The sequence below is a fragment of the Synechococcus sp. R60.1 genome (assembly GCF_047461835.1).
Lineage (GTDB): Bacteria > Cyanobacteriota > Cyanobacteriia > Thermostichales > Thermostichaceae > Thermostichus.
The window spans coordinates 1-19827 of sequence record NZ_JANSIA010000034.1 but is presented as its reverse complement, the minus strand read 5'-3'; the positions used below and the strand labels follow the sequence as shown (position 1 = coordinate 19827).

Below are 19827 nucleotides of genomic sequence, written 5' to 3'. Positions count from 1 at the left end.
GTTAATGTACCATAGGTTTCTGAGTTGACCCGTTTGTACGGTCGGACACAGGAGCTCAAGTCTTGATAGCATAAGGGGTTTTGGCATTTTGGACTACCGCTCAGCAGGGGTTGACATCGATCTGGGCCACGCCTTTGTCAGGGGGATCCGCGAGCGCGTTGAACGGATTCAAATTCCGTCCTCAGGTTCTTCAGGAACCTTGGGCGGCATCGGCGGCTTTGCCGGTCTGTTTGAGCTGCCGACGGGGTATCAAGCGCCGGTGTTGGTGGCGGGCACCGATGGGGTGGGGACAAAGCTGGACATTGCCCAGCAGTGGGGTCAGCACCGGGGGGTAGGTGTTGATCTGGTGGCGATGTGCGTCAACGACGTGCTGACGGTGGGGGCCCGGCCGCTGTTTTTCTTGGACTATGTGGCCACTGGCAAGCTGGAGCCGGAAGCCCTGTTGCAGGTGATCGACGGCATCTTGGCGGGCTGCCAGGAGGCGGGCTGCCAACTGCTGGGGGGGGAAACGGCGGAGATGCCGGGGTTCTATCCCCCTGGGAAATACGACCTGGCCGGGTTTTGTGTCGGAATTGTGGAAAAAACGGCCATTCTGGATGGGTCGCGGGTACAGCTTGGGGATCGGTTGTTGGCTTTGCCCAGCAGCGGCCTACACAGCAACGGCTACAGCTTGGTGCGGCGGATTGTGGCCGACCGGGGTTGGCGCTGGGATCACCGGCCTCCTGGCTGGGATCGGCCTTTGGCGGAAGTATTCCTCACCCCCACCCGCATCTACGTGCAGGCGGTGCAGCGGCTGCAGGCAGCAGGGATCGCCATCCACGGCATGGCCCACATCACTGGCGGCGGGATCCCGGAAAATTTGCCCCGCTGTTTGGCCCCGAACCAGGCGGCGCGGCTGCAGCCCCATAGCTGGCCCGTCCCACAGGAGTTTCTCTGGCTCCAAGAGCAGGGCCAGGTGGAGACCTTGGAGATGTTCCGCACCTTCAACCTGGGGGTGGGCTATGTGCTGGTGATCCCCCCTGAGGCGGAAAATCAGGTGAGATCCCTGCTCCCCGAAGCCTTCCCCATTGGGGAGGTGGTGGCAGCCAATCCAGGGGAGAGCCGGGTTCTGGGGCTGGAACAGTGGGGATCCCTCACAAGCCCTGCCGACTAGCCAACCGATGGATCCCCACCAAAAGGGGGAAAGGGATCCCAGTTCCCTCGACTCATCCTCGCCGTCGCTATGCTAAGTTGGCATGTGGCCTCAGCGCTGTTGCCCGCCTTCTTGCCCGAGCCTGCTTCCCGACATTTGTCCTCTTTGGGAATAGGGGTAACTCGGCCTTGGACCGTTTGCTAATCGCTGCTGACCCTCTAGGTTAGGAGTTGCTGATGACAGGTTTACCCACTGCTCGTGCAACCGCGGGTGCCATCGAAGTTGAGCATCTGAGCAAAACCTACGGCAGCTTCACTGCCATCCGCGATGTTTCCTTCCAGGTGAACGCCGGCGAGATCATGGGGTTTTTGGGGCCGAACGGAGCCGGCAAGACCACATCCATGCGCATTTTGGCCGGGTATCTGCCTGCCAGCGAGGGGACGGCGCGGGTGGCCGGGTTTGATGTTCACGAAAACTCGATGGCGGTGCGGCAGCGCATTGGCTATCTGCCGGAAAACCCACCCCTCTACCCCGACATGACGGTGGAGGCGTACCTGCACTTTGTGGCCCAGATCAAGCGGGTCAGCGCTGGCGATCGGCCCAGGCGGGTGGACGAGGCGATCCGGCGGTGCAGCCTGGAAGAAAAGCGCCACACCCTCATCCGCAAGCTCTCCAAGGGGTTTAAGCAGCGGGTGGGCATCGCCCAAGCTCTGGTTCACGACCCGCCGGTGATCATCCTGGATGAGCCCACCATCGGCTTGGATCCCAAGCAGATTATCGAGGTGCGCAAGCTCATCAAGAGCCTGGCGGGGGAGCACACCATCATCCTCTCCACCCACATCCTGCCCGAGGTGAGCATGACCTGCGACCGAGTGGTGATCATCAACCGCGGCCAGGTGGCGGCCATTGGCACGCCTGCCGAGCTGACAGCCCAGCTCCAGGATCGGCAGCAGGCAAAGCTGGTGGTGGGGGCAACCGAGGCAATGGCCATCCGGACGGCCCTGCAGCCTTTGCCCCAAGTGGAGGTGGTGAGCCTACAGCCCTTGGCGGCGGATCTCTCCCGCTGGCAGGTGCAGCTCAAGAGCAACGCTGCCGCGGACGGCTGGATCCCGGAGGTGGCCAGGGTGCTGGTGCAGGCAGGGATCGACCTCTACGAGATAGGCCGCCCGCAGGCTTCTTTGGAAGAGATTTTCCTGCAGCTCACTACGCAAGAGGGATCCGAGGGCCTACTGGAGGAAGCGGCATGAACGGAGTGGTTGCCATTTTTCGCAAAGAGCTGCGCGGCTACTTCACCTCCCCCATTGCCTATGTGGTGGCCGCGGTGTTTTGGGGACTGGCGGGGTTTTTCTTCTTTAATATTCTGGTGCGGGTGATCAGCTTTTCTCAGCAGGTGGATCTTTTCGCCCAGTTCGGCCAGGAGAACAATTTCGACGCGGCCACCATCCTGTCACAGCAGTTTCTCAACCTCTTGGGCACCCTCTCCTTATTTCTATTGCCCATCTTCACCATGAGCTCCTATGCCGAGGAGCGGCGGCGAGGCACGATGGAGCTGCTGGCTACTTCTCCCATCACCAACTTGGAGGTGGCCCTGGGCAAATGGTTGGCGGTCTGGGTGTTTTTCATCACGCTGCTGCTGCCGCCGCTGGTCTACCATGTGCTGGTGCTGAGCAGCGCCAACCCGGCAGTGGACTACCGCCTGACCCTGATGGGTTATGTGGGCCTAACCCTGCTGGCGGGTAGCGTTATGGCCTTGGGGTTGTTTATCTCTTCTCTGACAGACAGCACCCTCATCGCAGCAGTGGCCACCTTTGGCTTGATTTTGTTGCTCTGGGTGATCGACGCGGCAGCCGGCCAGGAGGAAAACTGGATTGCTGCAACGCTGCGGCATGTGTCTTTGCTGCAGCAATATAGCAACTGGGTGCAAGGGATCCTCAGCAGCAGCAGCCTCATTCTTTTCTTGAGCATCATCGTCCTGGGGCTGTTTGCCACGGTGCAATCGGTGGAAAGCCTGCGCTGGCAACAGAGCTAGGGTCAGATGGGAGGAGTGTGGTGTTTGCGGCAGCGGTGCGGAGCATTATGAAGGACTGGCGCGCGTTAAAGGACTGGACAGGGATCCTGGGCATCGGCGTCATCGCCATTGGCCTGGTGGTGGGATCCGCCTTTACCGGTTGGACGGCTGTGCCCCTGAGCATGCTGGCAACAGGTTTGGCCCTGCTGGTGGCTTGGGGCATCACCCACCGGCAGGAGGTGGGGGTCTTCCTCGGTTTGCGTTCCACCCAGACCAACGCCAACATCCTGGTGGCGGCGGCGGCGATGGCCGTCATTCTGGTGCTGGTGAATGTGGTGGCGGTGCGCTACGACCTGCGGCTGGATCTCACTGAGGAGGGTCTGTTTACCCTGTCGCCCCAAACCCGGCAATTGGTGCAGGGATTGGCGCAGCCGGTCAAAGTTTGGGTGGCAACCACGGCGCCGGATCCCAACTTGCGGGAACAACTGGAGCGCTATCGCCGCCTCAACCCCAACCGCTTCCAGTTTGAGTTTGTGGATCCCAACCGGGATCCCCTGACCATTCAGCGGCTGCAGGTGACCCAGAACAACACCCTGGTGGTGGAGGCCGGAGAAAGCCGGCAACAACTGCCTCAGCCCCCTGCCCCTGATCTGGAGAGCAAACTGACCCCCGTCCTGTCCAAAGTGGTCAACCGAGGGGAGTTGCTGGCCTATTTCGTGCAAGGGCACGGGGAAGTGGGGCTGGAAGCGAGGGAAGGTACTCCAACTCTGGCCCAGGCGGCGGCAGCCCTGGGTCAGGAAGGCTATCGGGTAGAGCCCCTCAACTTGGTGCAATCGGGGATCCCAGAAGAGGCGGATGTCCTGGTGCTGGCGGGGCCACAGCGGGCTTTGTTCCCCGGCGAGGTGGAGAAACTGCAGGATTATCTGGCGAAAGGCGGACGGCTGCTGTTGCTGATCGGGCCGCGGGTGGAGGCTGGCCTGGATCCCTTGCTGGAAGAGTGGGGCGTGGTCTTGGGGGATGACATCCTCATTGAGGTGAGCAGCGTCAGCCAACTGTTGGGGACAGGGCCGGCGGTTGCCCTGGTTACTACCTACGGGGATCACCCCATCACCGCCCCCTTGGCGGCCCAGCGGCTAATGACCCTGTTCCCCCTGGCCCGCTCTGTGGAAACCGAAGCCCGCGAAGGGATCCAAGCCACGCCCTTGCTGCGCACCGGCCCGCAAAGTTGGGGGGAGACCAGTCCTGAGCTGGAACGTGGCCCCTTGCAATTCGATCCGGATCAGGACAAGCCCGGCCCCCTCACCTTGGGTGTTGCTTTAACCCGCCGTTTGGACGCCGACCAGGCCGACACAGGATCCCCGCAGGAGGCCCGCCTGGTGGTGATCGGCAATGTCAACTTTGCCCTCAACGGCAACTTGCGGCAGCAGGGCAACCGGGATCTCTTCTTGAACACCCTCAACTGGCTGACTGAGCAAACGGAGCAGATCTCCATCCGCCCCAAATCCATCACGGATCGCCGTCTCACCCTGACCGGTCAAAACTTCCGCTGGCTGGTGCTGGGATCAACGGTCCTTTTGCCCTTGGCGGCCCTGGGTTCCGGAGCTGCCCTGTGGTGGCAAAGACGGTAGGAGGAGAGTCCAGTATGTTCAAGCGAACCACCTGGGTTCTTTTGGGTTTGGCGGTGGCCTGTCTGCTGGGCTACTTCCTCTTGGACAACATCCAGCAACTGCGTCAGGAGCAACAGGCGGAGCGAGCGCGGCTGTTCCATCTTGCCACCGATACCATTGCCCGCATTGAAATCCGCCAACAGAAAGAGGGGGAACCCGTTCGCGGCAGCGGTGCGGAGTACTTGGAAATCCTTTTGGAGCGCAATCCAGAAGAAGAGGGATCCCACTGGCGGATCGTCGGTCCCATCCAGTCGGCGGCGCTGGACTTCCCCATTGAGCAGTTGCTCAACACCTTCTCCCGCCTCACTCCCCAAATCACCCTAGAGGGGGCCACCGACCTAGCCGCTTTTGGCCTGGATCAGCCGCGACACCAAATTGCCCTTTTCCCCAAAGAAGGGGATCCCTACCGCCTAGCCATCGGCAACGACAACTTCGACGGCTCTGGCTTCTACGCCCAGCCCGAAGGGGGACAGGTGGTGCTTCTAAGCAGTGCCCAGAAGGGATCCCTGTTGCCCTCCCTACTGGCTTTGCGGGACAAAACCTTGCTTCGGTTTGACACTGCCGAGGTGAAGGCCCTGCAAGTGCAGTTGGCAGAGGCGGAGCCGGAAGTTGTTCGCCTGCAGCGGCAAGACAATACTTGGCAGATTGTCGAGCCCAGAGAGCTGCCTGCCGATGAGATCAACGTCAACCGCTTGCTCAATACTCTGGCCCGCCTGCAGGCCGTGGAGTTCCCCGCCGAGACCCAGACGGATCTAGCCCCCTATGGCTTGGAGCAGCCTTCCGCCCGGCTGACGGTAGAGCTGGAGGAGGGCAAAACCCTGAAGGTCGCTTTGGGATCGGAGAAAGATGGCCAGGTGTACGTCATCACCTCTGAGCACCCGGCAGTAGCCACCTTGCTCACCTCCACCGCCGATATTCTCCGCTCCGACTTGGAAGAGCTGCGGGATCACCGCATTGCCCGCCTCAACGCCAACCAAGTGGGCCAAGTCACCTTAGAATCCCAAGGGGAAAAGGTCACCCTCACCCCTCGGCCTTCAGAGAAGGGATCCTTGGAGCTGCGCTGGGAAAACCCGGAGCGACCGGGCCAGCCTGTGGATCTCGGCTCTCTGTTCTCCAGCCTGAATGCTGCCCGCGCCAAGGAGTTTGTGGAACAGGCCGACGCGGAAGCCCAAAGGCTGTTGTCTGAGCCCGACCTACGGCTGACCTTTGAGCCCAAGCCTGACGCCGAGCAGGATCCCTTGGCCCTGAGCTTGGCCTCCTCTGGCTTGCGGGCCTATGTGCAAAGCAGCCGCCAGCCGGACATTGCCGTGATCGAGCTGAGCACCTTCAACAGCCTGGAAACCGAAGTGAATCGCCTCTTGGAGGGCCAGCCGGAGAGCAAGGACTCCGCCCCACTCACGCAACCGCCTTCCACCCCCTCGCCCCCGAGTTCCTAGAGCCTTAGCCAGCAGAGGTAGCTGTCTTCTCCTCCGCGGTTTGGGTTGCTTTTTTCAGGGCTTCCCCTTGTATCGTCAACACCGAGCAGGGGGCGCGGTGCAGCACGTAGTTGCTGACGCTGCCCAGAAACAGCTCGCTCAGGCCGGAGTGGCCGCGGCGGCCCACCACCACCAAGTCCGCATCCCAAGAGCGGGCCAGATCGCAGATGACTCGACCGGGGTTGCCGTAGTTGAGGCTGTACTCAGCACGGATCCCGTGCTCAGCCGCTTTCTCCACCAGCGAGCGCAGGTAGTCGATCTGGTTTTGCTCGAAGATGGCGCATTGCTCCCGATAGGACTGCCACAGCTCGGCGCTGATGGCGGAGCTGTAATCTACCCCCAGGATCATCGGCGGCTCTGGGGCGCCCGGCTCTTCCTGAGACAGAACATGGAGAATCATCATCTGGGCCTGCATGGCCTTGGCCACTTGGACGGCCTTTTGAAATACTCCCTGGCTCAGCTCCGACCGATCCACTGCCACCAAAATCCTGCTGAACATATTGGCTTCCTCCAGATGGCTAACAGCGGGGCACAAGGCAGAAGCAGCGTGACTTCGGGGTTGACCTCTGACCCCTTTTCCCTCGACTCCAAGCTCCCCTCTGCTCTGCCCCACCTATCTGTGTTGTAGAAGATTTGGGCGAGAAAACCCCAGATATCTTGAACGAACTAGGCAGATTGGCAACGAAAGTTCAGAGATCTTGACACCGGTCAGAAGGCATCGCCTTGGGCTGCCCACTCCAACACCGCCTGCAGCGCCTCGGCCTGCTCTTGCCAGACTTGATCGAGGGGAGTGCCCCGCAGGATTTCCAGCGTTAGGGTTGGGATCCGCCGTTCCTGCCCTGCCCAAGTGCCCAGAGAACCAGGGGTAGGGTAGCCAATGTCGGCGGTAATGGGCAAGCCGTTGCAAGCGGCCATCACCTGGGCCAGCTCAAGGGCAGGGCCGTTGTAGTTCACACAGGGGTGTGCCTGACAGGAGTGGGCAGAAAGGATAAATTGGGGCCGCATCTGGGCCAAGCCCCCCAACAACGCCTGCGTCTCGGGCTCGGAGCCTGGGGCTGCTCCGGGCGGATAGCGAGCTTCCAAAGAGGCCGGGATCCAATCTTGGGTGGGCAGATTGCGGTTGAGATCCACACCGCTGGCATTGAGCCGTTGCCCCAAGGCACAGCCATCCGGGTTCAGGCGTGGGATCGCCCACAAGGTCGCCTTCCCGGCCAAGGATCCCCATCTCCCCGAGGCCACATAGCGCTCGATCAGAGTGTATCCTTCCACCTCGTCCCCGTGTACCCCGCCGAGCAGCAGCAAGGAGCGGATCCCTTGGGTGAGCTGCCAAAGGTGAATGGGACGTCCCTGCACCGAGTAGCCGATGACCTGCAGGGATCTCAAAGGTTCACCCGCAGCAAGTTCCTGAGACATGGGGGATCCCGGCAAGTCTCGCAACCGTTAGAACGGGAGATCGTCCGGCTCCGGTGGGGAAACCACATCCCCCTCAGAGGATTCCACAATCGCCGGTTCACCCATCCCCGTCAGAGAGAGGACGCGAGCGGATCCCAGCTGATGGACACGGCGCGCGGTGATCTCGGCCAGCTTTTCCTTGCGCCCATCTCGCTCCACCACATTCATGTGCAGTTGGCCTTCCACTGTGATTTGGTCGCCCACATGGCAGGTGTCCACCACCCTTTTGGCCAGTTCTCCAAAAGAGGAAACGCGCACCCGGTAGGGCGGCTCATCCGGGCGCAAGCTGGGAAAGCCAATCACCAAGGACGCAACAGCTAAGTTATCAGGGGTGTAGCGCAGCTCTGGCTCAGACAGAACCTCGCCCATCAACACAATCGAGTTCATAACAGAGCCATCCAGGGATAAGGGGCAGCTCAGGGCACTTCCATCATGCCCGCAGGCCAGGATGCCGTCAAACCTAGCCGACGCGGAGAGTCATGTGGCGCAGCACACTCTCGTTGATGCGCAGGTTTTTCTCCCAGGCAGCCACCGCACTGGGTTCGGCTTCGTAGTTGAACTGGATGTACAGACCTTCCTTAAACTTTTTCATCTCAAACCCGGCAAAGCGGCGCTTGCCCCTATTGGTAATCTCCACGTGGGTTACTCCGTTCTCTCGCAGGATTGCCTCCTGACTGCTGAGCAGTTGTTCGAGGGGTTCATCTGACAGATCAGGACGCACAATCAGCATCGTTTCGTAAGCGCGGGGCATGGAAGCGAGTTCTCCTTGAGGATCCAGTTGTAGAGACGCAGTGGACTATACTAGCTTTTCTTTCCCACAACCGAAAAGGCTGCCGCCCAATTCCCATACCCTGGCCGCAGCAGCCAATGCAGGTGAGGCTGCTCACAAGAGGGGATCCATTGTCCGATACAATAGGGATTGCTTCATTGGCCGCCGGTTGGCCCGGCCAAGACACGCTGAATCGAGAGTTGGGATTCCAAGCATGAGCGCAGACGAAGTTTATAGCCGTGTTCGCAAGATCGTGTCCGATCAACTGGGCGTGGAAGATGACAAAGTGACCCCAGAAGCCAATTTCCAGAACGACCTGGGGGCCGACAGCCTTGATACGGTGGAGCTGGTCATGGCTTTTGAAGAGGAATTCGACCTGGAGATCCCCGATGAAGATGCAGAAAGGATCGCCACCGTGCAAGACGCTGTTAACTACATCCTCTCGAAGAAAGCTGCCTAGTCTGCCCCCAGTTCTGACTCTATACCCCCGGGCTAACACCGGACGATGGCTACCACAGATCCCGCCACTGCTTACAGACCAACCCGCCGCGTTGTGATTACGGGCCTGGGTGCGGTCACCCCTATCGGCAACTCTCCTGCCGAGTTTTGGCAGAGCCTGCTGGCAGGGCGCTCCGGCATTGGGCCGATTACCCATTTCGATGCCTCCCGCCACGACTGCCGTATTGCCGGAGAGGTGAAGGGATTTGATCCCCTCGACTATTTGGATCGCAAGGATGTCAAGCGCACCGACCGCTTTGTGCACCTGGCGATGGCGGCCACCCGGCAAGCCTTGGAGGACGCTGACTTTCGCATCACCGCTCTCAACGCTGAGCAAGTGGGGGTGATCTTGGGCACCGGCATCGGCGGCATCCGCGTCTTGGAAGAGCAGCAGACCATCTATCTGCAGAAAGGGCCGGATCGCTGTAGCCCCTTCATGGTGCCCATGATGATCGCCAATATGGCTGCGGGTCACCTGGCCATTCATTTTGGCGCCAAAGGCCCCAATTCCTGCACAGTTACGGCCTGTGCCTCTGGCTCCAACGCCATTGGCGATGCCTTTCGGCTCATCCAGAGGGGAGAGGTGCAAGCGGCGATTACAGGTGGCACGGAAGCGGCGGTCACCCCTTTGTCCATGGCGGGGTTCAGTGCCATGAAGGCCCTTTCCACCCGCAACGACACCCCGGAGCAAGCCTGTAGGCCCTTTGATCGGGATCGGGATGGCTTTGTCATGGGGGAAGGAGCAGGGATCCTGGTGCTGGAGGAGTTGGAGCACGCCCGCGCCCGCGGGGCCAAGATCTATGCGGAGATAGTCGGCTATGGCCTCACCTGCGATGCCCACCACATGACCAACCCTGCCCCCGGCGGCGAGGGAGCGGCCCGGGCGATGCGGCTGGCCCTCAAGGATGCCGGGCTTCAGCCTGGGGATGTGCAACACATCAATGCCCATGCCACCAGCACCCCTGTAGGGGATATCGCCGAGGTCCAGGCCATCAAGTCGGTCTTCGGCGAGCATGCCCCCCGTTTGGCCATCAGCGCCACCAAGTCCATGACCGGCCACCTGTTGGGGGGAGCGGGCGGCATTGCCACGGTGGCCACAGCTTTGGCCATCCACCACGGCTGGGTTCCTCCCACTCTCAACTTGGACAACCCCGATCCCGAGTGCGAAGGGCTGGATTTTGTCCCCCACAAGGGGCGGCAGATGGCTGTTGAGGCCGCTTTGGTGAATGCCTTTGGGTTTGGTGGGCACAACGTCACGCTGGCCTTGCGCCGCTACTCTCCCGCTTGAAGGGCTTGGCCTATGTCTTCTCCCGAAAGTTCACTGCCCTCAGTTCGCCAACAGGCCTTGGCCGCTTTGACGGCGGAGCTGGCGCAGCAGGGTCACCCGCCCGAATATGCTCAGCACATGGCGGCGGCGGTTATTTTTCAAGCGGATTTGGATCTGTGTGCAGCTCAATTGGCGCGGGTGCTCAGTTGGCTGAAGCAAAACCATCCTCAGCTCTATCCAGAGGCAGTGCAATTGGTGGACGCCACCCGCGAAGAGTTCGAGCGTCGCGTCCAAAATGGATAGACAAGCCATCTGCTTTGATGCAGTTGGGTTGCGGTCGTTAGCAGAGGGTGATGTCGCCCATATGGGGCTGCAAGGGGTGATCTTGAGCTGGAGTGGAGTGGTGGCCGATGACGAGAACTTGCACCTACAGGCCATCAACCAACTGCTGGTGGAAGAGAACCTGCGCCCCTGGAACCTGTGCTGGCCGAAGTCGGGATCCCCTGGGCAGCGGGAGCTTTACCGGCTGCAATACCTGGGCCGACCGGATCGAGAGCGCCTGCCGGCTCTGTGGGGGGAGCAGGGGCGGGTGCTCAACCCCAAGCAGCTGGAAGAGCTGCTGAAACGCAAGGCCCTATACTACCGACAGGCTTTGCAGGGGCAGAGGGAATTGCCTCTCATTCCCGGCCTGAGGGAAACTTTGGAGACGCTGGAGCGGCTGCAACTGAAGGTCGGCCTGCTGTGTGGCCAAGCGGCAGCCGAGGTGACCGCTTTTCTGGAGCGTTTCCAGTCCTGTTGCCCGGCCCTGATACGGTTGACCGATGTGCGCTCCTACCGAGTGACGGGGGATGATGCAGACCCAATGCTTTCCCCAGGACACTTGCACCGCCTGCTTTTGCAGCGGATGGAATTGCCTGCCCAGGAGTGCTTGAGCATTGAGGCCACCTACCCCGGCATTCAGGCAGCCCGTTCGGCAGGGATCCCGGTGCTGGCGCTGGCTACCTTCTTTCCTCTGCACATGCTGCAGCGGCGGGCCAATTGGGCGGTGGACGGCTACCACCAGGTGGAATGGGATCGCATCCAGAATTGGTTTGCCGGCGGCCAAGACCGTCCTTCGACCCCAGAAGCAGAGGCCGGTTCCTGCAAGAGATCCCAGGGAGGTCAGCCCCAGCCCTAGGGCAGGATCAGCATGCCATCCCCAAAGGAATAGAAGCGATATCCCTGGTCGACGGCCTCTCGGTAGAGAGCCAGCAGCCTTTGCCGCCCGATCAGCGCAGCCACCAGCATCATCAGGCTGGAGCGGGGCAGGTGAAAATTGGTGACCAGTCCCTGAACCACCCGCCAGGAGTAGCCGGGGTAGATGAAGAGATCACTTTTCCCCTGCCAAGGCTGCAAGGTGCCAGAGGCTGCCGCGGTTTCCAAAGAGCGCACCACGGTTGTTCCCACCGCGATCACCCGCCCCCCTCGGGCTTGGGCTTTTTGGATGGCTGCCACCGTTTCTGCCGGCACCTTGAGCCACTCGCTGTGGAGACGATGCTCGGTTACCCGCTCCGCTTCCACCGGTCGGAAGGTACCCAGGCCGATGTTCAGGGTGATGTAGGCCGTTTGGATCCCTTTTTGGGCCAGCCGCTCCAGCAGCTCCTGGGTAAAGTGCAGCCCTGCCGTGGGAGCAGCCACCGAGCCGGGGTGTTTGGCCCAGAGGGTTTGGTAGTCTTCAGGGCGAACTTGTCCTGAGCCCGGGGATCCGGAAGCCTTGATGTAGGGAGGAAGCGGGATCCGGCCCACCTGTTCCAGGATTTCCTCAAAAGGTTGCGCCCCTTCCCACTCAAACTGCACCACTCGCCCACCGGTCTCCGGATCCAAATCCAGGACAGTGGCTCTCAGCCCAGAGGGGGATCCCTGCTTGCTCCAAAAACCAATCCGATCCCCCACCTTCACCCGTTTGCCCGGCCTGACCAAAACCCGCCAGCTCCACGCCTGATCCGGCAGAGGTTGCGCAGCGGCAGGGATCCCTTCCAGGCAAGGCTCCAGCAGCAACACTTCGACCCGCGCCCCGGAGGGTTCCTTGGCCCCGAACAGGCGGGCCGGGATCACCTTGGTATCGTTGAGAACCAGCAGATCCCCCTCCCGCAGGTAGTCAGGCAGATGGCAGAAGCGGCGATGCTCGTGCCTATCCGGGTACACCACCAGCATCCGCGCCTGATCCCTGGGCTCCACCGGCGTTTGCGCAATCCGATCTGGAGGGAGGGTGTAGTCGTAGGAAGCTGTGAGCAGATCCGGATTGGGCTCCCTATCGCCCAAAGGCTCAGCCTCACCGGGGGGAGCGGCAGCAGGCGAAAAAGAGTCAGGCATGGAGATGAATCAAGATGGGGTTCTACGTGGATCCAGCATAGCCAACCGGATCCCGCCAACCCTCTCCCTTTTGAGGGAAGCGGCTAAACCTTGGCCACCACCACCTGCTGCGGCTGATCCTGATACTTGCCGGCGCGGTCGGCGTAGGTCACTTGGCAGGGATCCCCTTCCAGAAACAGAAGCTGGACCACCCCTTCGTTGGCGTACACACGGCAGTCGGCGCTGGAGGCGTTGGAAAACTCCAGGGTGAGATAACCCCGCCATCCCGCCTCAGCGGGCGTCAGGTTGGCAATCAGGCCCACCCTGGCATAGGAAGATTTGCCAATGCAGATCACGGTAATGTTATCCGGAACTTGCAGCCGCTCCAAAGACACCCCCAACCCATAGGAGTGGGCCGGGATGATAAAGTAATCCCCCATCTCGTCGTGGTGCAGCTCCACCGCTTCCAGATTCTTGGGGTTAAACCGTTTGGGATCCACCACTGTGCCGGGCACATGGCGAAAGATCTTGAACTCCACCGGCGACAGGCGGATGTCGTAGCCATAGGAGGACAGCCCGTAACTCAAAACGGGCCGAGATTCAACAGCGCGCACCAGCTCAGGGCAGAAGGGCTCAATCATCCCTCGCCGCGCTTGCTCACAGATCCAGCGGTCGTTTTTCAACATGGCTACAGCCGGCTTCCTGGAGAGTGAGGGCACATCTGGTGGACAAGCTCCAGTCTTATTGGGACTCCGCCCCCCTGACGCGACCCGTGTTGCCTAGGTCTTTCGGAGCGGAAACTGTTTGCGCTAGCGGTGCGGAGCAACATGGGCTGCTGTAGGCATAGCACCTGTGCCGCTGACTTGAGGGGGATCCAGAGAACAGGCAACATTCCCATCGGCAGTGCGGAGCCCTGGGCCTGGGATGCCACGTAGGCGCAGCTGCGTGATCAAGTCGGCCCGCTCCAGAAACGAATCCGGCATCTCCGGCCCGGTGATCACCATGTCCATGGAGATGGGGCGCTGGTCGATTAAGCTCAGCACTTCAGCTTCTGAGATCAGGCCCAACTTCACAGCCAAGCTCAGCTCATCCAACACCACCAAGTCATAGCGGCCACTCCTGACAGCCTCCTGGGTAAATTGCCACAGCTCATCCAATGCCACCCGCTCCTCAGGCTCTAGGTGAGGTGTATCGATGCACCGGTGCAGGCGACAGCGAACCCACTCCAAGGATCTGCCCAGGGAGAGACGATTTGCGGGCCCCTGATTGATCCCACCCTTGAGAAATTGCACGATCAGCACCCGCGTTCCCTGGCCTGCCAAGCGCATCGCCTGAGCCATGACGGGCGTAAACATGCCCCGGCTGGGGTGGGTGTAAAGCTGCAGGGATCCCTGGGGAACCAACTGGGCGGAGAGGGATCCATTCTGCTGAAGGAAAAGCTCGCCGGCAGCAGGGCTGGCTTGAGCCGCAGGCTGTTTGGCGCGGGCTACAGGAGCGGCATCCTTGGAGGAAGGCATAGGATTTGGAGAAGCAGTGCAAACCACGTTCTATCTCGCGAGCAGGCTAGAGAACACGGCCCTAGGTTATAGGGCCTACAAGTGGTGGAGAGCGTCGGCTATGGATTCCATGAAACACCACCTGTGCGTATCCGTCAATGAGTCGGTTCTGCTTCCGGCCAGCATACAAATCATCCCCAATAGAGTAATAGAAAATACAATCCTTGCCCATCCTAGCCTTTTGGCACAAGAGGCAATACCTGAAAAGCTTTGACAGGGGATCTCAATAAAATTTCAGGCCTAGCCCAGAAGCTTGTGTGTGGGGCTATCTCACTTGAGTATAGAGGTGCTCTATAAAAATTTGAGAAAAAGATCAATTTCTTCCAAATAAGATTAACTCTCACAAACAGGAATGCCAGCACCAGCAGCCCACCCACGAGAGAGGAGCAAGGGTCAACCTACCCCAAAAGCCTTGTCCACCAGGAGAGATAGTCATTTTTAAAATAACTATACATTTGGTCGGGAGCCGGGTAGGCCTACACATTAGCGAACATTCGTAGTAGAGAGAATTGTAACCAAAAGTCCAAGGAGTTAATTTCTAACCTCGAGAGTGAAGAAATATAAATTCGTCAATCATCTTCGTCAAAAAATGGATTATTGACAATACTTTTTTGAAAACCAGCATCTGATTTAGCAGAAGCGTAAAGAATTGCGTGCCTTTTATACTCTGAGGTCGTCTTCTTCAAGAGATCGCCTCTTTGATCATTTTTCTTACCGGTCTCAAGGCCAATGTTTTCTACTTAATTTAATCTCTATTTCTGTTATGAGAAATGAGCATTGGGCGTTCAGTTTGGATCCCACTTAAAATTGACCTGAAAAAGCTCTGGGGCTTTGGGTGCTGAGATTGCCGGGATCCCATTGCGCAATCAAAGCCGAGTCCTTCCTCTGGCGGGGGGAGAGATCTTTTTCTTGAGAAGGTAGATCCAATCCTGGAGAATACCTGATCCCTCATCCAAGCAGCCGGGAAGTCCGGGGATCCCACCCTCGATCCCTGGATCAAAGGGAAAAGACTCCATCCCGCCGGCACAAAAGTTTTCTGTCACCGACTTGGGCTTGGGAAAAACCCTAGGCCATTGTGAACTCGGGGTGTACGCCGCCGGGATGGACTGGGATCCGTCTCGCTGTTGAGTGGGCTGGCTTCTGGGTGTCGGTGTTCCCAATTGACGGCTTCTCCCCCCAGCACCAAGGTGGAAGCATTGCCCCCATCCAAGTTCAAGGCATGGCGACAGCCCAATTGCTGCATCAACTGCGCCATCTCCAGCAGGGTAAGCCCTTGGTTTTCCTGGGCATTGCCGGCGGTCACCAGCAGCAAATGTCCGCTGTCCAGTTGGCCGATGGCACTGCGGGCGGCTCGCTGCCTGCGAAAGAGGGGTTGAAATGCCTCCAATCGGGCATCCAAAACCACCTGCCCATCTAAGAGCAAGAGCGGCCCTGCGCCCAAGAGGTGAGGATAGGCTTCCAGCTCAGGCGGATCCAAGCGCAGATAAAAGCTGAGGCGATCCCCAGGAACCAGCTTGCGGGCTTCTAGGGCACCTTCTAGCCCCCGCCCTGCCAATACATACCCCTCACTGGGAATCTGTACCGTTAAACTGCCGGCCAGGCCAGCCATCAGAATCTCTTGCACCCGATCCTCCCGCACCATCACGAGCATTTCGTCGTCCGTTTGGGTGGTGTAGGTGGATCCCCAGTCGGGGGTGAACTGGGAGATGCCGGGCAGGATATAGCCTGTATTGATGCCCACCACTGGGATTTGATCCCCAATGGCATTGCGCAGCTCTGCTTGCATCCGCAAACGGGCAAAGCGCACGGATCCCCCTTCTTGCCCTGCCGTCCCATCCGACCAGGCGATGACCCCACGACCCAAAATGGGGCTGGAGATCCAACGGCCATCCCGACGAATTGCCCCCAGCGGCTGACGGGTGTTGCGGTTGAAAAACCCACCGTTAATGGCGGCTACTGCTCCCTGTTCGGGGCCAAAGGAAGACAGCTCCCCCAGACCCACCAGCCCCGCAGGTGCAGCCCAGATAGGCCGCAGTTGGCCCGCTGCGAGAGAAATGACCACGATAGAAACGGGGATCCGATTGTCTCCAACCCAAACCTCCTTCTGGTACAAAGGGATCCCTTGCACCACCCGCACCGGCTGCACACCGAGGGTCACCTGAGCTTGAGCAGCCACGCTGGGCAAAAAGAGAGCAGCAGTGCAGGCTAACCCCCAGCCCATGACCCAGGCGCTCAGCTTGGTTTTGGACATGTCTTCACGTCTTTAGGGCTTCACCATTGTCATTGGGAGATGATTATCCCCCTGCGGCAAAGGTTCCCATCACAATGAGCGACAACAGGATCCCGGGAAAGAGCAGCGTCACCAAGATCAGCAGTTCGGATAGGGTCATTGGGGAATGCTACCTACTTAAGGATTGAGCCAACACAGCAGCCCTAATTTTCACCCTAGCGATCCTATGGAAGTGGCCCAGGATCCCTTTGGGATCCCTTAACACTCGATCACCGGTTTTTGCGGCTGCCCGTGCATGCCATCTCTCGCTCTGCCGACAGTATCCTGGCAAGGGGAAAGCCTCATCCAACGGTTCCTATGGGCATCCAAGGCAAACGCATTGCCGTCGAACCCGGCCATCTTCGCCCCTGGCTCAAAGAGGCTGTTTTGGCAGGGGGTGGCAAAATTGTGCCCCTGGCAGAAGCAGAAGCCTTGGTCTGGGCCGATGCCTTTGATGTGCCCGGCCTGAAGTGCTGTCTGGCGGAAGGGAAAGGGATCCGCTGGGTGCAGCTGCCCTGGGCAGGGGTGGAACCCTTTGTTCGGGCGGGAGTCTTGGATCCCGCTTATGTGTGGACTTGTGGCAAGGGGGTCTATGCCCAGCCAGTGGCGGAACATGCCTTGGCCTTGACCTTGGCCGGCTTGCGCGACTTGAAGATCCGCGCCTTGGCCCAAACTTGGCAGGAGGGCTCCGGTACCAGCCTCTGGGGTAGCCGTGTGGTCATTTTCGGGGCCGGGGGCATCGCCCAAGAGTTGATCAAGCTGTTGCAGCCTTTTCAATGCTCCATCGACGTGGTGCGTCGCAAGGCGGATCCCTTGCCGGGGGCCACGCGGGTGGTGACACTCGCGGAACGGCAAACGGTGTTGGCAGGGGCAGATGTGGTGATCCTGGCTTTGGCCCTCACGCCGGAAACCGAGGGGATCATCGCCCAAGCTGAGTTGGAGCAGATGGGATCCCAGTGCTGGCTGGTGAATGTGGCGCGAGGCAAGCACATCGTGACCTCCGACTTGGTGGCCGCCCTGCAGCAGGGGGTCATTCGCGGGGCCGCCTTGGATGTCACGGATCCCGAGCCCCTACCGGATGGGCATCCCCTCTGGAGCTTGCCCAACTGCCTGATTACCCCCCACACTGCTCTTACCGATGCCATGATTGTCCCAGCCCTCTCTAAGCGGGTGCGAGAAAATGTGCGGCGCTTCCGGGCCGGGGATCCCTTGCTGGGGGTGGTGGATCCGGTTTTGGGGTATTGAGTCCTCTAGCCCCCCTCCCTTGGGGAGCCTGGGATCAGAAACATTTGGCGCCAAACCCTACTGCGAAGCCATCTCCCGCACGCGGGCAGCAATGGCCTCTGCCATCTCCTGAGTGCCGACAGGATCCCCTGTGGCCAGGTCATAGGTGACCTGCTTGCCCTCGGCGATCACCGCCTGCACCGCCGCCTCCACCCTTGCGGCAGCCTCCCGCTCTCCTAGGTAGCGCAGCATCATCGCCCCGGAGAGGATCAGAGCGCAGGGGTTGACTTTGTTTTGGCCGGCATATTTGGGAGCAGAGCCGTGAATGGCCTCAAAAACCGCAATGCCGTCGCCGATGTTGGCCCCCGGCGCCACCCCCAGCCCGCCGATCATCCCCGCGCACAAGTCGGAAATGATGTCCCCATAGAGGTTGGTGAGCACCAGCACATCGTAGAGCTGCGGCTTTTGCATCAGTTGCATGCACATGTTGTCCACGATGCGATCTTCAAACTCGATGTCGGGGTACTCCTGGGCCACCTCCCGCGCCACCTGCAAAAACAAGCCATCGGTGAACTTCATGATGTTGGCTTTGTGAACTGCCGTCACCTTCTTGCGGCCATTCTGGCGGGCGTACTCAAAGGCAAATTTGACAATGCGGCGGCTGCCGAAGTCCGAAATGGGCTTGATGCCAATGGCGGATCCCTCGCGGATGGGTTTGCCGGAAAGGCGCATCATTTCCTCCCGCGCCTGGATGGCTTCCGGCGTGCCCCGTTCAAACTCGATCCCGGCATAGAGATCTTCAGTATTTTCCCGCACCACCACTAGGTCAATGTCTTGAAAAGGGCTTTTGACACCGAGCATGGATTTGGCCGGGCGCAGATTGGCGTAGAGATCCAGCTCCTTGCGAATGGCCACGTTGACCGAACGAAAGCCAGTACCTACGGGAGTGCCAATCGGCCCTTTGATCGCCACTTTGGTTTCCCGAATGGACTCCAACACCTGGGGCGGCAAGGGGGTGCCGTATTTCTCGATCACCTCCACTCCTGCTTCTACCGGGATCCATTCGAACCGAACCCCAGTAGCCTCCAAGACCGTGGTCATCGCCTTGGCCACTTCCGGGCCAATGCCATCCCCAGGGATCAAAGTCACACGATAGGCCACAGATGCTTCTCCTCGCAGTGTTAACGACAGCGCAAAAACTCCGCCTTGCCAGCGTGAGAGGATCCCCTACAAACGGGTCAGACAACCGGGGATCCGTTGAGCTTAAACGACTATAGAACAGGTTGAGACCGAAAATGCTGCGTCCGCTACCTTGAAAAGACTGGGCTGGGGACAAGATTAGGAACTCGGCGGCAAAGAGATCCGCAGTTCCACCACTGTGCCACTGCCAAAGCGGCGACTACGCCAAGCAATGCTTGCCCCGATCAACTCGGCTCGGTAGCGCATGTTGAGCAACCCGTGGCCATGGCCGGGCGGCTGGGCGGGATCCGCCCCGCTCTTGGACTCCGGCATACCACAGCCATCGTCGATGATCTTCAGCTAGAAATCGCAGGAGCCCCGCACTGTACCCGTAGGGTCAGTGTCGGGAGGAATGCGGAAGTTACGATAGAACCATGACCCAAGTCCTGACCGTCTCCTGTAAGCTCAAGGTGTCCCAGTCGCAGGCCGCAAAGTTGGACGCGACCTTGGATGCCTTTGTGCAGGCGTTGAACTGGGTCAACCAAAACACGCCCGAGAAAGTCACCAACGCCGTTAAACTTCAATCTCTGTGCTACCGCGAAATCCGTGCCCGGTTCGGCTTGTCCAGTAACTTGGCTCAGCAGGTCTGCAGACGGCTGGCCGGTGCCCGCAAGGTTGCCCGACAGAAAAACCGCCCCGTCAAAGCGTTCAAGGGGGGCTTCGCGACCTATGACGCTCGTATCTTTTCGTTCCGCGAGAAAGACTGGACGGTGTCGCTGACCACGGTGGAGGGTCGAGAGCGCTTTGAGCTGGCGATTGGCCGTTACCAGAGAGAACAGTTGGCGGGCTCCAATCCCAAATCGGCCACTCTGGTCAAGCGCAGAGACGGCTCCTACTACATCCAGATTTGCGTAGAGAAAAAACCACCCAAGCAACAAGATACCGACAAGGTGATCGGGGTGGATTTGGGAAGGATAGATATCGCTCATACCTCAGAGGG

General features: G+C 59.8%; 20 protein-coding genes and 1 pseudogene. 11 read left to right on the top strand and 10 right to left on the bottom strand.

Features of this window, described 5'->3' with window-relative positions:
- The first annotated feature begins 88 nt into the window (after positions 1-88).
- The 5 genes from purM (at position 89) to NW834_RS06590 (ending at position 6243) form a co-directional block, all read left to right on the top strand.
- A complete protein-coding gene (gene purM / locus NW834_RS06610; RefSeq protein ID WP_414419169.1) occupies positions 89-1153 on the top strand; it encodes a phosphoribosylformylglycinamidine cyclo-ligase in 1065 nt (354 codons plus the stop codon).
- 215 nt (positions 1154-1368) lie between these two features.
- A complete protein-coding gene (locus NW834_RS06605) occupies positions 1369-2379 on the top strand; it encodes an ABC transporter ATP-binding protein (RefSeq protein WP_011433261.1) in 1011 nt (336 codons plus the stop codon).
- On the top strand, positions 2376-3161 hold the full coding sequence (locus NW834_RS06600; RefSeq protein ID WP_011433262.1) for an ABC transporter permease: 786 nt from the start codon (positions 2376-2378) through the stop codon (positions 3159-3161). The genes NW834_RS06605 and NW834_RS06600 overlap by 4 nt, the downstream gene beginning before the upstream one ends.
- A 47-nt stretch (positions 3162-3208) precedes the next feature.
- Complete coding sequence (locus tag NW834_RS06595) at positions 3209-4768, top strand: GldG family protein (RefSeq protein ID WP_414417765.1); 1560 nt, start codon at positions 3209-3211, stop codon at positions 4766-4768.
- A 14-nt stretch (positions 4769-4782) separates the two neighbouring features.
- Positions 4783-6243: a DUF4340 domain-containing protein gene (locus NW834_RS06590; RefSeq protein ID WP_414419168.1), complete on the top strand. Its 1461-nt coding sequence runs from the start codon at positions 4783-4785 to the stop codon at positions 6241-6243.
- A gap of 4 nt (positions 6244-6247) precedes the next feature.
- Here NW834_RS06590 and NW834_RS06585 read toward each other — a convergent pair whose 3' ends face one another.
- The 4 genes from NW834_RS06585 to rpsF form a co-directional block, all read right to left on the bottom strand.
- A complete protein-coding gene (locus NW834_RS06585) occupies positions 6248-6895 on the bottom strand; it encodes a universal stress protein (protein WP_414419167.1) in 648 nt (215 codons plus the stop codon).
- A gap of 95 nt (positions 6896-6990) precedes the next feature.
- Positions 6991-7695, bottom strand: coding sequence for a M14 family zinc carboxypeptidase (locus tag NW834_RS06580; RefSeq protein WP_414419166.1), 705 nt, complete (start codon positions 7693-7695; stop codon positions 6991-6993).
- Between the two features lie 27 nt (positions 7696-7722).
- Positions 7723-8121: a single-stranded DNA-binding protein gene (locus tag NW834_RS06575; RefSeq protein ID WP_414332102.1), complete on the bottom strand. Its 399-nt coding sequence runs from the start codon at positions 8119-8121 to the stop codon at positions 7723-7725.
- A 73-nt stretch (positions 8122-8194) separates the two neighbouring features.
- Positions 8195-8485: a 30S ribosomal protein S6 gene (gene rpsF, locus NW834_RS06570; RefSeq protein WP_414419165.1), complete on the bottom strand. Its 291-nt coding sequence runs from the start codon at positions 8483-8485 to the stop codon at positions 8195-8197.
- Positions 8486-8717: 232 nt separating this feature from the next.
- On the opposite strand from rpsF, the gene NW834_RS06565 reads away from it, so the two are divergent.
- The 4 genes from NW834_RS06565 (at position 8718) to NW834_RS06550 (ending at position 11445) form a co-directional block, all read left to right on the top strand.
- A complete protein-coding gene (locus tag NW834_RS06565) occupies positions 8718-8963 on the top strand; it encodes an acyl carrier protein (protein WP_414343279.1) in 246 nt (81 codons plus the stop codon).
- 45 nt (positions 8964-9008) lie between these two features.
- On the top strand, positions 9009-10289 hold the full coding sequence (gene fabF / locus NW834_RS06560; protein ID WP_414419164.1) for a beta-ketoacyl-ACP synthase II: 1281 nt from the start codon (positions 9009-9011) through the stop codon (positions 10287-10289).
- A 12-nt stretch (positions 10290-10301) separates the two neighbouring features.
- Positions 10302-10571: a hypothetical protein gene (locus NW834_RS06555; RefSeq protein ID WP_414343277.1), complete on the top strand. Its 270-nt coding sequence runs from the start codon at positions 10302-10304 to the stop codon at positions 10569-10571.
- A gap of 61 nt (positions 10572-10632) precedes the next feature.
- On the top strand, positions 10633-11445 hold the full coding sequence (locus NW834_RS06550) for an HAD family hydrolase (protein WP_414419163.1): 813 nt from the start codon (positions 10633-10635) through the stop codon (positions 11443-11445).
- Here the strand turns inward: NW834_RS06550 and queA are convergent.
- From queA to NW834_RS06530, 4 genes are all read right to left on the bottom strand, one after another.
- Positions 11442-12620 (bottom strand): tRNA preQ1(34) S-adenosylmethionine ribosyltransferase-isomerase QueA, encoded by a 1179-nt coding sequence (gene queA, locus NW834_RS06545; RefSeq protein WP_414419162.1) that lies wholly within the window; start codon positions 12618-12620, stop codon positions 11442-11444. The genes NW834_RS06550 and queA overlap by 4 nt on opposite strands.
- Positions 12621-12703: 83 nt before the next feature.
- Positions 12704-13285 carry a dCTP deaminase gene (gene dcd, locus NW834_RS06540; RefSeq protein ID WP_011433274.1) on the bottom strand — a complete coding sequence of 194 codons (582 nt, stop codon included), beginning with the start codon at positions 13283-13285 and terminating at the stop codon, positions 12704-12706.
- Between the two features lie 123 nt (positions 13286-13408).
- Positions 13409-14116 (bottom strand): cob(I)yrinic acid a,c-diamide adenosyltransferase, encoded by a 708-nt coding sequence (locus tag NW834_RS06535; RefSeq protein WP_414419161.1) that lies wholly within the window; start codon positions 14114-14116, stop codon positions 13409-13411.
- Between the two features lie 1078 nt (positions 14117-15194).
- Positions 15195-16406, bottom strand: coding sequence for a phosphodiester glycosidase family protein (locus NW834_RS06530; protein ID WP_414416499.1), 1212 nt, complete (start codon positions 16404-16406; stop codon positions 15195-15197).
- 336 nt (positions 16407-16742) lie between these two features.
- Between NW834_RS06530 and NW834_RS06525 the strand changes: the two genes are divergently transcribed.
- Positions 16743-17669: a D-isomer specific 2-hydroxyacid dehydrogenase family protein gene (locus tag NW834_RS06525; protein ID WP_414419160.1), complete on the top strand. Its 927-nt coding sequence runs from the start codon at positions 16743-16745 to the stop codon at positions 17667-17669.
- Positions 17670-17726: 57 nt separating this feature from the next.
- Here NW834_RS06525 and NW834_RS06520 read toward each other — a convergent pair whose 3' ends face one another.
- Complete coding sequence (locus tag NW834_RS06520) at positions 17727-18809, bottom strand: isocitrate/isopropylmalate dehydrogenase family protein (protein WP_414406351.1); 1083 nt, start codon at positions 18807-18809, stop codon at positions 17727-17729.
- Positions 18810-18986: 177 nt separating this feature from the next.
- Positions 18987-19178, bottom strand: coding sequence for a hypothetical protein (locus NW834_RS06515; RefSeq protein ID WP_414426261.1), 192 nt, complete (start codon positions 19176-19178; stop codon positions 18987-18989).
- A gap of 83 nt (positions 19179-19261) precedes the next feature.
- Here NW834_RS06515 and NW834_RS06510 point away from each other — a divergent pair.
- Positions 19262-19827, top strand: a pseudogene (locus tag NW834_RS06510) (RNA-guided endonuclease TnpB family protein); the annotation flags it as partial.

Coding starts and splice junctions, on each gene's coding strand:
- NW834_RS06530 (WP_414416499.1), bottom strand. CDS start 16,406: ATGTCCAAAACCAAGCTGAGCGCCTGGGTCATGGGCTGGGGGTTAGCC.
- NW834_RS06600 (WP_011433262.1), top strand. CDS start 2,376: ATGAACGGAGTGGTTGCCATTTTTCGCAAAGAGCTGCGCGGCTACTTC.
- NW834_RS06535 (WP_414419161.1), bottom strand. CDS start 14,116: ATGCCTTCCTCCAAGGATGCCGCTCCTGTAGCCCGCGCCAAACAGCCT.
- NW834_RS06590 (WP_414419168.1), top strand. CDS start 4,783: ATGTTCAAGCGAACCACCTGGGTTCTTTTGGGTTTGGCGGTGGCCTGT.
- NW834_RS06575 (WP_414332102.1), bottom strand. CDS start 8,121: ATGAACTCGATTGTGTTGATGGGCGAGGTTCTGTCTGAGCCAGAGCTG.
- NW834_RS06605 (WP_011433261.1), top strand. CDS start 1,369: ATGACAGGTTTACCCACTGCTCGTGCAACCGCGGGTGCCATCGAAGTT.
- NW834_RS06550 (WP_414419163.1), top strand. CDS start 10,633: ATGGGGCTGCAAGGGGTGATCTTGAGCTGGAGTGGAGTGGTGGCCGAT.
- NW834_RS06555 (WP_414343277.1), top strand. CDS start 10,302: ATGTCTTCTCCCGAAAGTTCACTGCCCTCAGTTCGCCAACAGGCCTTG.
- NW834_RS06565 (WP_414343279.1), top strand. CDS start 8,718: ATGAGCGCAGACGAAGTTTATAGCCGTGTTCGCAAGATCGTGTCCGAT.
- NW834_RS06525 (WP_414419160.1), top strand. CDS start 16,743: ATGGGCATCCAAGGCAAACGCATTGCCGTCGAACCCGGCCATCTTCGC.
- NW834_RS06580 (WP_414419166.1), bottom strand. CDS start 7,695: ATGTCTCAGGAACTTGCTGCGGGTGAACCTTTGAGATCCCTGCAGGTC.
- NW834_RS06595 (WP_414417765.1), top strand. CDS start 3,209: ATGAAGGACTGGCGCGCGTTAAAGGACTGGACAGGGATCCTGGGCATC.
- fabF (WP_414419164.1), top strand. CDS start 9,009: ATGGCTACCACAGATCCCGCCACTGCTTACAGACCAACCCGCCGCGTT.
- queA (WP_414419162.1), bottom strand. CDS start 12,620: ATGCCTGACTCTTTTTCGCCTGCTGCCGCTCCCCCCGGTGAGGCTGAG.
- rpsF (WP_414419165.1), bottom strand. CDS start 8,485: ATGCCCCGCGCTTACGAAACGATGCTGATTGTGCGTCCTGATCTGTCA.
- dcd (WP_011433274.1), bottom strand. CDS start 13,285: ATGTTGAAAAACGACCGCTGGATCTGTGAGCAAGCGCGGCGAGGGATG.